Origin of the sequence: Microcoleus sp. LEGE 07076 (genome assembly GCF_015207455.1) — a bacterium.
GTDB lineage: Bacteria > Cyanobacteriota > Cyanobacteriia > Cyanobacteriales > Microcoleaceae > Microcoleus.
This window is the reverse complement of record NZ_JADEWV010000043.1, coordinates 1-14179: the sequence shown is the minus strand read 5'-3', so window position 1 is coordinate 14179 and position 14179 is coordinate 1. Positions and strand designations below refer to the sequence as shown.

At 46.4% G+C, this 14179-nt stretch carries 14 protein-coding genes; 4 read left to right on the top strand and 10 right to left on the bottom strand.

What is annotated here, in order from left to right:
• Positions 1-282 precede the first annotated feature (282 nt).
• Both puuE and IQ270_RS09930 read right to left on the bottom strand, forming a co-directional pair.
• Complete coding sequence (gene puuE, locus IQ270_RS09935; protein ID WP_193973059.1) at positions 283-1206, bottom strand: allantoinase PuuE; 924 nt, start codon at positions 1204-1206, stop codon at positions 283-285.
• 26 nt (positions 1207-1232) lie between these two features.
• On the bottom strand, positions 1233-1937 hold the full coding sequence (locus tag IQ270_RS09930) for a GntR family transcriptional regulator (protein ID WP_193973058.1): 705 nt from the start codon (positions 1935-1937) through the stop codon (positions 1233-1235).
• A 50-nt stretch (positions 1938-1987) separates the two neighbouring features.
• On the opposite strand from IQ270_RS09930, the gene IQ270_RS09925 reads away from it, so the two are divergent.
• The gene (locus tag IQ270_RS09925) at positions 1988-2146 is read left to right on the top strand and encodes a hypothetical protein (RefSeq protein WP_193973057.1); all 159 of its coding nucleotides are present in this window, start codon (positions 1988-1990) and stop codon (positions 2144-2146) included.
• 143 nt (positions 2147-2289) lie between these two features.
• Here IQ270_RS09925 and IQ270_RS09920 read toward each other — a convergent pair whose 3' ends face one another.
• Positions 2290-4596 (bottom strand): iron uptake porin, encoded by a 2307-nt coding sequence (locus tag IQ270_RS09920; protein WP_228056225.1) that lies wholly within the window; start codon positions 4594-4596, stop codon positions 2290-2292.
• Positions 4597-4915: 319 nt separating this feature from the next.
• Positions 4916-6040 (bottom strand): ABC transporter substrate-binding protein, encoded by a 1125-nt coding sequence (locus IQ270_RS09915; protein WP_228056224.1) that lies wholly within the window; start codon positions 6038-6040, stop codon positions 4916-4918.
• 373 nt (positions 6041-6413) lie between these two features.
• On the opposite strand from IQ270_RS09915, the gene IQ270_RS09910 reads away from it, so the two are divergent.
• Together IQ270_RS09910 and IQ270_RS09905 are read left to right on the top strand one after the other, a co-directional pair.
• Positions 6414-7241, top strand: a complete 828-nt coding sequence (locus tag IQ270_RS09910) for an ABC transporter ATP-binding protein (RefSeq protein WP_193973056.1) — start codon at positions 6414-6416, stop codon at positions 7239-7241.
• Positions 7242-7255: 14 nt separating this feature from the next.
• Complete coding sequence (locus IQ270_RS09905; protein WP_193973055.1) at positions 7256-8026, top strand: ABC transporter permease; 771 nt, start codon at positions 7256-7258, stop codon at positions 8024-8026.
• On the opposite strand, the gene IQ270_RS09900 is transcribed toward IQ270_RS09905, so the two are convergent.
• From IQ270_RS09900 to rsmI, 6 genes are all read right to left on the bottom strand, one after another.
• On the bottom strand, positions 8011-8166 hold the full coding sequence (locus IQ270_RS09900; RefSeq protein WP_193973054.1) for a hypothetical protein: 156 nt from the start codon (positions 8164-8166) through the stop codon (positions 8011-8013). The genes IQ270_RS09905 and IQ270_RS09900 overlap by 16 nt on opposite strands.
• A 362-nt stretch (positions 8167-8528) precedes the next feature.
• Positions 8529-9029, bottom strand: a complete 501-nt coding sequence (gene uraD, locus IQ270_RS09895; protein ID WP_193973053.1) for a 2-oxo-4-hydroxy-4-carboxy-5-ureidoimidazoline decarboxylase — start codon at positions 9027-9029, stop codon at positions 8529-8531.
• Positions 9030-9069: 40 nt separating this feature from the next.
• Positions 9070-9432, bottom strand: coding sequence for a hydroxyisourate hydrolase (gene uraH / locus IQ270_RS09890; RefSeq protein ID WP_193973052.1), 363 nt, complete (start codon positions 9430-9432; stop codon positions 9070-9072).
• 32 nt (positions 9433-9464) lie between these two features.
• The gene (gene hpxO / locus IQ270_RS09885; RefSeq protein WP_193973051.1) at positions 9465-10625 is read right to left on the bottom strand and encodes an FAD-dependent urate hydroxylase HpxO; all 1161 of its coding nucleotides are present in this window, start codon (positions 10623-10625) and stop codon (positions 9465-9467) included.
• A gap of 261 nt (positions 10626-10886) precedes the next feature.
• Positions 10887-12110, bottom strand: a complete 1224-nt coding sequence (locus IQ270_RS09880) for a glycosyltransferase (protein WP_193973050.1) — start codon at positions 12108-12110, stop codon at positions 10887-10889.
• A 77-nt stretch (positions 12111-12187) separates the two neighbouring features.
• Complete coding sequence (gene rsmI / locus IQ270_RS09875) at positions 12188-13051, bottom strand: 16S rRNA (cytidine(1402)-2'-O)-methyltransferase (protein ID WP_193973049.1); 864 nt, start codon at positions 13049-13051, stop codon at positions 12188-12190.
• 49 nt (positions 13052-13100) lie between these two features.
• Between rsmI and IQ270_RS09870 the strand changes: the two genes are divergently transcribed.
• Positions 13101-13958: a sugar kinase gene (locus tag IQ270_RS09870; RefSeq protein WP_193973048.1), complete on the top strand. Its 858-nt coding sequence runs from the start codon at positions 13101-13103 to the stop codon at positions 13956-13958.
• Positions 13959-14179 lie beyond the last annotated feature (221 nt).

Genomic DNA, 14179 nt, shown 5'->3' with positions numbered 1-14179 from the left:
TCCTCTCTCAAAGCAGGGACACGGCGCCGTGCCCTTCTTAGTGTCAACTTAAGCATGAAACCTTTGATAAATATCGTTTTTAGCATGGTTCAGATCCCCCTCGCATCCCCCTTAAGAAGGGGGACGAAAGAGAAAAATCTTGTCCCCCCCCTTCTTAAGGGGGGCTAGGGGGGGATCTAGATTTAATGGTCAAACAGCCATCTGTGACTGGATTTGAGCTTAAGTTGACACCTATGGGCACGCTGGAGTGTCCCTACGAATTTCAGGTTCGCAGTCAGGACTTCAGTCCTTCTTAGAAACCATCGGTTTATGATATTCATGCCAGTGTCGCGCAATATCAACGCGCCGACACACCCACACCTTCTGATGCTGCTGCACGTAATCCAAAAAACGCCCCAAAGCCGCCGCCCGCCCGGGTCTCCCCGCCAAGCGACAATGCAGCCCCACACTCATCATCTTCGGTGCAGTCTCGCCCTCGGCGTAGAGTACATCAAAAGTATCGCGCAGGTAAGCAAAAAACTGATCGCCAGAATTAAACCCCTGACTCGTAGCAAACCGCATATCATTATTGTCGAGGGTATAAGGAATTACCAAGTGGGGTCTGCCCCCCTCATACACCCAGTAAGGCAAGTCATCCGCATAGCTGTCGGCATCGTAGAGAAAACCCCCTTCCTCCACTACTAGCTTGCGGGTGTGAGGACTCGTGCGCCCGGTATACCAGCCGAGGGGACGGCTGCCGGTCACTTGCGTGTGAATGGCGATCGCCCTGTGCAAATGCTCCCGTTCCGCATCTTCCCCAAAATACTTATAATCAATCCAGCGGTAGCCGTGACTGGCAATTTCCCAATCGGCCTCCAACATCGCTGCAACGGCTTCGGGATGCCTTTCTAAGGCCATTGCCACCCCGTAAACAGTCACCTGTATGTTCCGAGAAGTAAACATCCGGTGCAGGCGCCACAAACCCGCCCGACTGCCGTATTCGTAACAGGATTCCATGTTCATGTGCCGCAGTCCCGATAGGGGTTCGGCGCCGACAATCTCTGACAGAAATGTTTCCGAAGAACCGTCGCCGTGCAGGATGCAGGTTTCTCCACCTTCTTCGTAATTAATCACAAATTGGACGGCTATGCGCGCTCCGTTGGGCCATTTAGGATCTGGGGGATTTTGCCCATAACCGACTAATTCTCGCGGATAATTTGCTGGCATATAATTTATTTGTTATTTGTTATTTGTTATTTGTTATTTGTTATTTGTTGTTCTATCTCTTGAATTTCTTTGATTACCCGCGCTTTGCTGGCAATTAAATGTTCTTTCATTGCTTGGGCTGCTGCGACGGGATTTTGTTCGATGACAGCTTGAAAAATGTGGCGGTGTTCGGTGCGGATTTCTAATACTCCGGGATTGTATTCGATTGTGCGGAGCCGCACTAAGATCATTTTGTCAAATACCTGATCTAATAAAGTTACTAACCAAGAATTGCTGGAACATTGGGCTAGCAATCGGTGAAATTGATAGTCTGCGTACAGCAATTGATAGTTTGTCAGTTCGCCCGATCGCGCCGATGTGTTATTTTCGGCTTGAGAGACGATGGATTCGAGTTGTTTCAATTGAGCCTCTGTCGCATTTTGACTGGCCCCGGCGGCTGATAATTGTTCCAAAGCGATGCGACAATCGTAAAGATCCGCGGCATCGGCGATCGACAAGCTAGCAACGCGCAATCCGTGATGCGGATCTGCCGTCACTAAATTCTCTCGTTGCAGTTGGCACAAAGCCTCTCTTACCGGAGTTCGGCTGACGTTTAGCATTTCGGCTAATTGTGTTTCGATCAGGCGTTCTCCAGCCGCTAATTCCCCCGACAGGATAGCAGTTCGGAGAGCTTGGTAAGTTTGTTCGTGGAGGGATTGAGTCCGGTGAATCGCTCGAAATGACAGGCCCAAAATTAGTGATCCTTAAGTTCAAACTAGAGTGAATTCTCTATTGTTAAAAATTGTTAATTCAGCCTCAGTTTGCAGCTTTTTATGTTAACCGACAGTATAGCCTTTCTCACAAAGATGAGGTACTCATGGGCAAACCGAGCAAACCGGGCAAACCGGGCATACCTCACCATGCGATCGAACCGCTATATGTTGTGGCTGAATCATTATAAATCATACAGCAGATTAGACCTTTGTGAACCATTCTCAATAACAGGCAAGATGCCTGTTCCACAATGAAATTTATTCTTTGTGGAACAGGCATCTTTTTGTGGAACAGGCATCTTTTTGTGGAACAGGCATCTTGCGTGTTCGCTTAAAAGCTAAACTGAGTGCGAAGGTTGCCCACAAACACAGTAGGGTTGCCATCAAAATTGTTGGCATTAAAGATAGCGTAGAATGCCGGGACGATCGCAATATTATTTGTAATCGGGTAGTAGTACGAACCCTCTACTTCGTACTGAGTACCTCCATTGCCGCCACCGGAGAGCAAGAACCTGCGACCCGATATATAATCGTGGGGAACCAGAAAGGAAATTACACCCAGCGCCCCCTTTTTTCCAATATCTGGAAATCCCATACCAACTTGAAAAGACTGCACCTTAATGTCTCCGCCAGAACGATCGCGATTTACCGGATTCACCTCAACCTGCCCGTAAGAATACCGCCCGAACAAACCAAAATTCCGACCCAGCAACCAATCAAAATTAACCACAAAAGCATCCGCACCCGAGTCTCTAACTCTTCCCCCAAAACCGTCATCCGCATAGCCGTAAGGCAGCGGTTCGCCAACAGCACCGCCGATGAATCCATTATAAGGTTTGAGGCTCGATCGCGTGTAAATCAGCCGCAGATTAAAAGAGTTGGTGGGGGCGTATTCTAATTGCGCTGTCACTGTATTGGTACTGTTAAACAAACCATCCCTAGGATTGCTAGCAGTATTGAATACGGCAGAATTCAAAAATTCTGTATTTTCAGCCATATAAGCAGCCGTCAACTTAAGCCGCTTGGCAGCTTGCCAACTGACAACAGCACCAGATCCGCGATCTACCGCATTTAACAGTGTACTGCCGGTCGAGTTAAAACTCGTCGATCCTTTCAGAAAAAACGTGAAACGGTTGCCGTCAAAATATCGATAATAATTCAACCGCGGCCCGATCGCAACTTGCACCTTATCTCCAACGGGAAACGTGTAAGACATCTCGCGAATTGCCACCACATTAGCCGTCGGTACCCCAGTTTGATCTAAAAAAGGCGTTCCCCACGAGTTGTAAAACCCACCCGAAACCAGTTCGTTTGCAGGCGAATTGCCGTTGCCGAAAACCAACTGAGTCACCAGCGAATCTTTTCCTGTAAACGAACTGTTTAGCGTCAGAAAAGCGTAGTAGCTAAAAGTAGTTTCAGGTTGCCCGCGCTCAACGCGAGTCGGTCGATTGTTAGCATCGCGAGTTGGGGCGGCAAACGGACTGTTCGGGGCAGTGCGGCTGCGTTCTGCCGTAATATCGCCTGTCGGGAATGCTGATGTTAGGTTGAACCAAATGGTAGCATTTAGTTTGGTTGTAGTTGAGAATTGATTCGATTCTAGCTTCGCCGTGCGAGATTCCAATACATCGACTCTACCCCGCAAAGTTGCTAGTTCTGCCGCAAATTCTTCTTGCAGTTTTTGGAGTTTTTGTAAATCATCTTTTTTGACAAAGTTGGAGCTTCCGGCTGTTATTAACTCGGCAACTTTATCGAGGCAAGCATTCAATCCGGCAGCGAATTCGTAGCGAGTCATCGCTCGATTTCCGCGATAAGTGCCGTCGGGATATCCCGCTATGCACCCGTAGCGTTCAACTAACGATTGCAGCGCTTGAAATGCCCAATCTGTAGGTTTGACATCGCTGAGTTGGGAAACAGAAGTAACTTGTTCCATCTCCGGCGCGGCTGAAGGATCGGTTACTTCTAGGCTGTCTGCTTGTGAGATTTCAGCGATGCTTGCCGGCTCGGAATTTTGGGGGGTTTGGATTGACTCTGATAAGAGGTTTGGTTCGCTGGATTTTTGATTTGCTGTATCTGTAGGTGGGAGATTATTTGGTTGGGAAACTGCGGGGATTTCAGTTTCTTTGTTTGTTGTTGATTTCGCTGAAATTTCGGCAGTTGGTTCTGGCGCTGTCGCGGGATTTGTCTGTGTTTGATTTGGCTCTAGCCCAACTGTAGATGCGCCGGATTTTTCTGTTGATATATCGAGGGCGTTGACATCGTTGGCTTGAGAAATTTTTGCTGTTTTTTCGCTGTCTTTTGCGAGGGAAATACTTTCGGGCTTTTGTCGATCGTTTAATTCGACATCGGCGGTTATTTCTGGCGTTACCGCAGGATTTGTGGGTGTTTCAATTTGGGCGATCCTCTTCGTTGGCGCAGCCCCCGTAGGGGCGGGCTTTCCTTCGGATCGCTTCGCTAACGCTAACGCACTTGGTGACTGGGCGGCATCAACTAGCGGTAAATCGGCTTTTGTAGCTATTACTTCCAGAGTTTCAGTCGCAGAAACTTCCGCAGCAGAGCTGGCTGGAGAATGCAGCAAGCTAATACAAAGTAGTGCTGGCGTTGCTGTCAGCAGGATTTGGAAAGACACAATTTTAGACATTATCCTCACACCGTTATTTCTTCAGTCGGCGCAGGCCGACTTTGTTTGTATAGACGCGGTTTTAACCGCCGATTCATAAAGGGGCTAGAATACCAGGATTTAGTATCACTAGATTTGCAGACTGAAGTCCTCATTACAAACCGAAGTTTGTAGTAATGACTTTATACCAATTTAATGTGAAGTTGCACATATCAAGATACCCCTAAATTCCCCGAAAGCAAGGGGGACTTTGAGAAGAATTTTGTCCCCCCCTTATTAAGGGGGGCTAGGGGGCTCGGAATTCTATGCAGCCTCATAAAAAGTTGATATTAGTCAGTTTTTAAATCAATGGTTTGCGATCGGCAGCAGCAGGTAAAGCTCGCTCTTCCTTGGGAGGCAAATAGCTCTCGTCAACTATCTGATTAACTGGCGGAGCTGTAATTTTCAAGACTTCTGCTACTTGTTTCGCTGTCGCTTCCAGACGGGTAGGATCGACTCCTCCCAGGCCAACTTTTTCAACTTCGGGAGTTATGTACAGCCTTTCTAAAGCAATTTGCAGGCGGCGCTTTTCGGCGTTTTTGTCCATCAAGCTATCTCCAGCTTTCACCACCGATTCCCATCCGGCTGTTGGATCTTTTAAGGTGTCTTGAAGTCCTTTAAAATACGCTCTCAAAAATCCTTTTACTAATTCCGGATTCTTGTCGAGAAACGCTTTTTTAACAACGATCGCATTTCCGTACAAATCTAAACCGTTTTCGGTATAGTAGAAGACATTCATATCTTCCGGCTTTTTGCCTGCTTTTTCTAACGAAGGGATTATCGTTGTGGCAAATCCGCTCACTGCATCGACATCGCCTTTAATTAATAATGTTTCACGCAGCTTTGGTTCCATTGTAATCCACTCTACGCCATCGGCAGGCACGCCGACTTTTTGGGCAAATACCGGCCACAATTTGCGGGGTGCATCTCCAGCAGGAGCTCCTAGTTTTTTGCCGGCTAATCCTTGAGGATCTGCGATGTTGCTCGACTTGAGGGTGACAATGGAAAAGGCCGATCGATTGTAAGGTACTGCAACTGCTACTACTGGATCGTTGGGATTCTTGGCGTTGAACTCCATCATCGAGTAAATATCGCCAAATCCGAGCTCGAATTGACCTGCTGCAACTTTGGTGATTGTATCAGAGGAACCGTACCCCCGCTCGATTTTAACATCCAATCCTTCTGCTGGAAAATAGCCTTTGTCGATCGCCATTGTTAGCGGTGCATTATCGCCTTGCAGCAGCCAAGAGGGATTGACTTTGATGCTGCGTTTCTGTGACGTATCGGCGGCTGTGGTGGCAGTTGTTCCTGCTGCTGCTGGGGTAGTTGCGGCATTCGGCTGTTGTTGAGATTGGCAGCTACTCAGGATGACTGGGGTTGCAATCAATATTAGGGATAGCGATCGTCCTAACCACATATTTTTCATGTCAAAAAGCTTACTATTTGGACAACAAACCCAAGCAAACACCGCTTTAGCTGGCAAATTACGGTTGCTAATCTCTGCGGATGTCACCTCAAAGTTAAGCTGTGCTAAGAGTTACTGTATACCCTAGATATTTTTAAATTTGAATACTGTATACAAATACACATTCTTTTTCTTTTTTTTAAACAACAATAGTTTTCATCAGTTGATATTTGCCCAGCATTTAATGTTTAGTTGGTGCGAAGCAAAAAAATGTACTTAGCGATACAGAAAAATTCAAAATTCTCAATAAAGTCAATGGCAGAGATAATTAGTGAATTTTCCTGTATATAGAATATTGTCGCTGGCGAACTCGAAAAAGGAGGGAGACTAAATTATGGTACAGCCTACAACGTTAACAGATAGGATCGAAACGCAAGAACCGACTCTTTTGGAATTCGATCGCGTGGGTTTAGAGTTTCTAGTTGACGGCCAACCCAGACGAATTATCGACGAGATTTCGCTATCGATCGCCCAAGGAGAATTTGTGTCCTTTGTCGGGCCCAGCGGTTGCGGTAAAACATCAATTTTGAGGATGGTTTCCGGGCTAGCTCCGGCACCGATCGGCGAAATACGGATGCGGGAAAAAAAAATTACCAAACCGCTAAAAAATGTCGGAATTGCCTTTCAAAATCCCGTGCTTTTGCCTTGGCGAAACACCCTCGACAACGTGCTGCTGCCGCTGGAAGTAGTGCAGCCTTACAAGCGAGAATCGAAAGATCCGGCGCGCAAGGAAAAGTTTATTCGCTCGGCACAAGAATTGCTGGCAACAGTCGGACTCAAAGATTTTGAGAAACAGTTTCCGTGGCAACTGTCGGGAGGAATGCGGCAGAGGGCATCCCTGTGTCGGGGATTAATTCACCAACCGGAAATACTGCTGCTAGACGAACCTTTTGGGGCGTTAGATGCTTTCACCCGCGAGGAGATGTGGGTGATGCTGCAAGATTTGTGGATGCGAGTGAAGTGCGTTTGCATTCTGATCACTCACGATTTGCGGGAGGCTGTTTTCTTGTCAGATACAATTTATGTGATGGGCCCGCGTCCGAGTTCGATCGTCTACAAAGTCAAAGTCAACCTGCAACGTCCCACCACTATAGATATGATACTGTCCGATGAATTCAATCACATAGTAGCAGAACTGCGCCGCCACATTCACCGCAATTAAAAAACGAGAAAGCAATGGATAATTTAGAGAAATTTGCACGCTCAAAAACAGCAACCGTTGTGATGCCAATTGCTGCTACTATTTTGCTGTTTGTGCTGTGGGAAATTCTGGTATTGCTGTTTAAAATTCCCCCCTACAATTTGCCCGCACCTTCAGCGATTATCGCAGCAACTTTCACTCAAAGTCAGGCACTGATCGAAAACAGCGGACAAACTTTGTTTACAACTCTCGCGGGTTTCATCCTCGCCATTGCAGCAGGCGTAGTGCTGGGGTTTTTGATCGGGTATTCGCGGATTGCATATATAGTTCTGTACCCCCTATTAGTGGGGTTCAATACTGTACCGAAAGTAGCGTTAGTGCCGCTGTTTGCGCTGTGGTTTGGCATCGGTACTGTGCCGGCAATTTTGACTGCTTTTTTGCTGGCATTTTTCCCGATCGCAGTTAACGTAGCTTTGGGATTAGATACAGTGGAACCGGAGATGAAAGATGTGATGCGATCGCTTGGTGCATCCCAGATTGAAATTTTCCAAAAAGTCGGGTTCCCCCACACCTTACCCTACGTCTTTGCATCCCTAAAAGTAGCAATTTCCCTCGCCTTTGTCGGCGCTGTAATTTCGGAAACAGTAGCATCCAACAAAGGCTTGGGTTACTTAATTGTCACCGCGAGTTCTAACTTTGACGTGCCTTTAGGTTTTGCAGGATTGATGGTTTTGGCAGTGATGGGAACCGTGCTTTACGGCTTGTTTGCGGCGGCGGAGAAATACCTAATTTATTGGGCGCGGTGATGGGATGGATTCAACCAAACCCACTGCCGGAAATTGGGGTGCAAGTGGCCTAAAGGTTCTTCGTGCCCAGCCTGTTTGATGTCTGCTACAGGTACTGGCGCGGGGGATTTTTTGGTAAATTTGCGATCGAAGAATGTCATAACTTTGCCTCCAAGATGGTTTTTCTGGGAGGCACATGGAAACCTGTCACCATACCAGCTTTATTTGGTATGTCCGAATCTTTTTCTGTGCCTTATGATACTATTCTACAACTTTTTGGGCGGAAACTATCACCCGATCGGGTGATATTTTCCTATATCTATAGCCACCGCCACAGCCACAGATGATCCGGCGGTTGAAACCGCGTCTACACAAACAAAGTCGGCCTCCGCCGACTGGTTAATAAAGGGTATCCCAAACCGGGATATAAATTGTCACGGCGGCGCGGAAACCGGGTTTTTGAGGGAATCTGGGGCGAGTGCGAAGTCTTTTTGTGAAAAAATCCGGTCTTGAGTCGGATTGATTAATTGTGGATTGCTGACTCCAGCCGAAAGCGGGCTATTTGGCAAATTTCCGCTACAGCCTGCTGAATTTCGGTTTCAAAGGAATTATCGAGGCGCTGCTTAAATGCTGCGAGAATGCTGGTTTTAGTGTGGTTTTTCACTGCCACAATGAAGGGGAAACCAAACTTTTCGCGGTACGATCGGTTGAGGGATTGAAAGCGATCGAACTCCTCAACAGATAGCCGATCCAAACCCGCACCGGCTTGTTCGTTAACCGATGCTTCTGCCATTTTTGCTTTGCTACCCAAGTCAGGATGTGCTTGGATTAAAGCTAATTTTTCGGCTTCAGTCATGGAATTGACAACTGTTACCATTTTGGCGTACAACTCGGCTGTGGATGCAAAAGGGCGATCGTCCCAAGTGCGACGGGCGATGTCGGGCGTGTGTTCAAAAATAGCGCCCAAAGCTTCTGTAAATTCTTCCGAACCCATTTGGTTGAGTTCAACTAAAGAGTATTGCATTGTTCATCCAAAAACAATCTAACTAATCACTAATAACCAATCAACTACCTCGATAGGTACTATAAGACCAAGGGGAAACAAGCAAAGGTACGTGATAGTGTGCGGTGATATCGGCGATGCCGAACTGAATCGGAATACTATTTAAAAAAGGTGGTTCAGGTAAAATTTCGGCAGATTGCGCGAAGTATGCGCCAACCGAAAAAACTAATTCGTAAACTCCTGGTTTGAGTTCGCTTTCTGATAGTAATGGAGCTGCGGTGCGGCCGTCGGCATTCGTTGTTACAGTTTTCAGCAGGGTTTTTTCGCCGGATTTTGGGTCAATTGATTGCAGGGCGATCGACATATTTGCAGCCGCACAGCCACGGGCTGTATCGAGAACGTGAGTTGTAAGTTTTCCTGACATTTTTATCTGTCCAAATGGCGCGCTAGTTTCTATTAGTGTAACGGGCCGGCAGAGATGACTTTGGCGATCGCATCGGTGACATCAGTTGGCTTTTCATCAGCCAATTGTGCGTACCATTTTTCTGTGACAACCGGATCTTTGCCGTGTATTTGTTCCGCCCGCTGTCGGGCTTTTTCGACAACGGCATTTGCCCGCTGTTTGCGCTCGGTTTCGTAACGTTTGAGCGCGTATTCTACCCCCAAATTCGTACTCAAAAGGTAGTTGCTCAGTACCAGCCCATCTTCCATCGCCTGACAGCCTCCCTGTCCCAAATCCGGGCAGGTGGCGTGGGCAGAATCTCCCAGCAAAGCTACTCTACCGCGAACGAAAGAGTCGATCGGGCCTACGTCGTGAATTTCCGGCCGCGCCACTGTTGCGGGATCTAACTTATCTATCAGCAACTGCACGGGTTCTGCCCAACCTTTAAAATGTTCTTTGAGTTCAGTTTTGTAATTATCGGGATTAGCGGGAGTGCCTTTGGATAAGGGAACATCTAAGAAAAAGTAAAATCGATCGCCCGCCACGGGCATTAATGAGGCGCGCTTGCAGTCGCCGACATATATCGCCCAAGTGTTTTTCGGCGCGAGTTCTGTCGCAGCCGGAACTAACCCGTTCCAGTTGATATAACCGCCGTATTTAGGCTCTACTTCGTAGCCCAATACATAGGTACGCAAAATTGAACGAACGCCGTCAGCCGCTACTAATAAATCGCCCTGCGCTTTGTCTCCGTTTTCAAATATTGCTGTTACTTTGTTTTCATCTTCTTCTACGGCGATACATTTGCGATCGAGCTTGACTTCTCCCTTAAAAGCTGCTAATAACATTTGTTGCAAATCGCGGCGCGCAACGGGATAGGGGCGCTGACCCACTTGTTCAATTAGCGGCATTAAATCAATGTTATTCAGGAGTTCGCCGGTTTTGGTGCGGTATTCCATGCGCTCCATTTGTCCCCCGATTTTTGCCATTTCTTCGCCTAAGCCGAGACGGTTGAGAACTTTGACACCGTTCGACCACAGGGAGATGCCAGCGCCTGCTGGGCGCAGTTCTTTTACGCGATCGTAAATTTCAACTTCATAGCCCGCTTGTTGTAGAGCGATGCCAGCAGTTAACCCGCCAATTCCCGCACCGATAATGACAACTTTCAAGTCCTGCATTCTTTGTTTATCCTACTGAATAACATCTTTCTTATTTCAAGAATTCATCACACTTAAATAACTCTTGTCTTCAGTATGCTCGAACCTTGAAACTTACTATATTTTATAATACGATAATTGCGGTTTTTACTGTATCGTAAATTACTAATTTCTGCCAAATCCCGGTTTGTTACTCTTAAATCGTTCGGCGGTTGAAACCGCAACTACACAAACTTTCGTCCGCGCAACGCGAGACTCAAGAATAAAAGCAGTATTTAGACCCTACTCAGCTATAAACTTTGTGAGTTCGCCGAGATATTGCTGAATCGTATTTGTCCCGCGCAAATGCGACAGATGTGAACCTCCATACAAGAAGCTATTCAAACTGACTTGATAATTTTGCTGAACTGCTAAATCCAGCCACAAATTGTTAATCGCATCTCCCGGCTTGTAGTCGGGAATGTTGTGCTGGTAGTAAGGAAAACTGTCAATGCAAATATTGAAAAAATTCTTTCGTCCGCAATGCTTTAAATACTGATATCGCGGTTTAAATTCAGTTTGATTTTCCAATACTGTATATATAGTATCTGCTAGAGATTCTGGGTCGAATTGGGTGTAAAGCCCTGCACCTTCGGGGAAAACAGGAGAGTCTCCTCTGGCGTATTGATTGAATTCTTGAAAACAAATTACGGGAACGTTGCAACTCATCGCTTCGGTGATGCCTCTGTTTTTTCCTTCGAGTAGAGAACCGAGAACAAATGATTTTGCTCGCGAATAATACAGAGGCATTTCGCTGTAGTAATCAATTCTCGGCAGTAAGTTGATGTAGTCTGAGGGATGGGTTAAAATGGTCTCGACTTGTCGCCATTCGTTTAATGCCAACTCGTCGAGAGTGTTGATGTTGTTCACATCAAAATCATGTCCGCTGACAACTGTTAATTTTATCGGTTTTTGCGGATATTTTTGGCGGTAAATTTTTAAGGCTTTGGCGATTGTGGGTAAGTTCTTTTCTTCGGAAATGCGGGCGACGGCTAGTAAGTCGATGTCTTTTTCAAGGACATTTCTGGGACAAATTAAATATTCGTTGATGAAGTCTGTGTCTTGCAGTGGTATGATTGGTTTGTGGGCGCGATCGGGATAAGTTTCGCGAAACCACTTTGCGCGCTGCGGGTTTTTGTATAAACTGGAGTAAGCGTCAGCTACGGGTGCCCAGGAATAGGAAATGCCGGGGGAATAGGTGAAGGAATGAAAGGCTGAGGAAAGTTGGGGAAATAGTTTGTTTATGAGTTCGACTCCTTCGCTGAAGTAAATGCCTTTGATGAATTTTCCTTCGTAAAATAGCGGGGGAAGTAAGACGTAAAAGCTGACTGTATCGAAGCGGTGGGGTTGATCCTCGAATATCTCCCAGCTAAATGCGTCTAAGTCTGCATAAATCTCGGCGATTGGTTTGTTGATGTGGGGGTTGCGTAAATATGGTTTTTGTCGATCGTAGTTTCCGCGTACCATATAATTTTTAGTGTGCTTATTTAACTTTTTTATTTAACCGCAGAGGGCGCAGAGGGCGCAGAGAGAAGAAAAGAGGTTTATTCTGGTGATTCGTTGTCATCTAGTGTTAGGGCGAGTTGGTAGATTTGGCGGCGGGGGAGGGATGTTTGTTGGGCTAGTTGGCGGCTGGCTTGGGAACGGCTTATTCCTTCATTAATTAATGTTTGTAATTCGGCTTTGATGGCATCTTCGGAGAAGACTGGGGCTGCTGTTTGAAGACCAGCAATGATGACGGTAAATTCTCCTTTGGGTTCATTACTTGTGTAAAGTTCGATCGCACTTTCTACACTACCACGCCAAAACTCTTCGTGCATTTTTGTCAACTCCCGCGCCAGCACAATCTTTCTATCGCTTCCCAAGTTGTTTGCTAAATCTTGTAAAGTTTGCCGCAACCGGTGCGGAGATTCGTATAAGATAATAGTGCGCGATTCTATTTGCAAACTTTCTAAACTCCGCTGGCGTTCTTGACCTTTTACAGGCAAGAATCCTTCAAATACAAATCTGTCTGTGGGTAATCCCGATGCACTAATCCCAACTATACAAGCGCTCGGGCCGGGAATCGGAATAATGTTAATATTAGCATCGGCGCAGGCTTTGACTAACTCGGATCCGGGGTCGGAAATTCCCGGCATTCCGGCGTCGGTGACGAGGGCGATACTTTTTCCTAACAGCAGTTTGTCGATGAATTCGGGGAGTCGTTGCTGTTGGTTGTGTTCGTGATAGCTGATTTGGGGCGTTTTGATTTGAAAGTGGTGTAAAAGTTTCCCTGTGTGGCGTGTGTCTTCGGCGGCGATGAAGTCTGCTGTTTGCAAAATTCGGATGGCGCGATATGTCATGTCTTCGAGATTGCCGATCGGGGTGCCGACGATGTAAAGTGTTCCTGTATTGGGATTTGGCTGCATTTTAAGAGTGGGATTTTTCAACCGCAGATGAACGCGGATTAACGCAGATATGAAAACTGGATTGTTTTTGGGATTGGCGACTTTGGATTTAGTTTATTTGGCTGAATCTCCTCCGGGGGAAAATCAGAAGGTTGTTGCTGCTGATTGTACCATTGCTGCGGGGGGGCCGGCGACAAATGCTGCGGTCACTTTTAGCTATTTGGGAAATGCGGCGGTGTTGGCGGGGGTTTTGGGCACTCACGCGATCGCCCAATTGATCCGTGCAGACTTGGCGGAGTATAATATTAGGATAATTGATTTGCAGCCAGGGCGATCGCACTCTCCACCAGTCTCTTCGATTATTGTAACTGAAGCAACGGGCGATCGGGCTGTAGTCTCGATTAATGCTACTAAATCGCAGGCTGAAGGTCAAGCAATCAACCCCGATATTTTAAGCTCAGTTAATATCATACTGTTTGACGGACACCAAATCGCAGCCAGCAAAGAAATTGCTAAACTTGCCAATTCAAAAAACATTCCCATCCTCCTAGATGGCGGCAGTTGGAAACCCGGATTAGAGGAAATATTGCCCTTCGTTGAATGGGTCATATGTTCCGAAAATTTTCATCCACCCCACTGCAAAAATTCAGAACAAGTCTTTGCTTACCTGTCCGCATCCGGAATCCCCAACATTGCCATCACGCGCGGCGAAAAATCAATTTTATACCTCAGTCATGACCGTTACGGCACTATAGAAATACCTCAAATTCAAGCCAAGGACACTTTAGGAGCTGGCGACATCTTTCACGGGGCTTTCAGTCACTATATTTTACAAAAAAAATTTACAAATGCTCTCGCAGCCGCCGCAAAAATCGCTTCGTATTCTTGCAAGAAATTCGGAACCCGCGCCTGGATGAATGATGAATAACGATTAATTTTAATTGAAAATTAACCAAAATATCCGGGTCAAACACATTCAAGCTAGAAAACTTGAACAAGCAACACTTGTTGAGTTAAAATCCTGACAATAACCTTAACAAAAATTGTGTACTCCTTCCCTCTCTTCCTTAGCGCCTTCGCGGTTCGTTAACAAAATTGCTATATTAGTAATACAAGTTAAACTCAGACAAAACAGTCCCAAAACAAAAC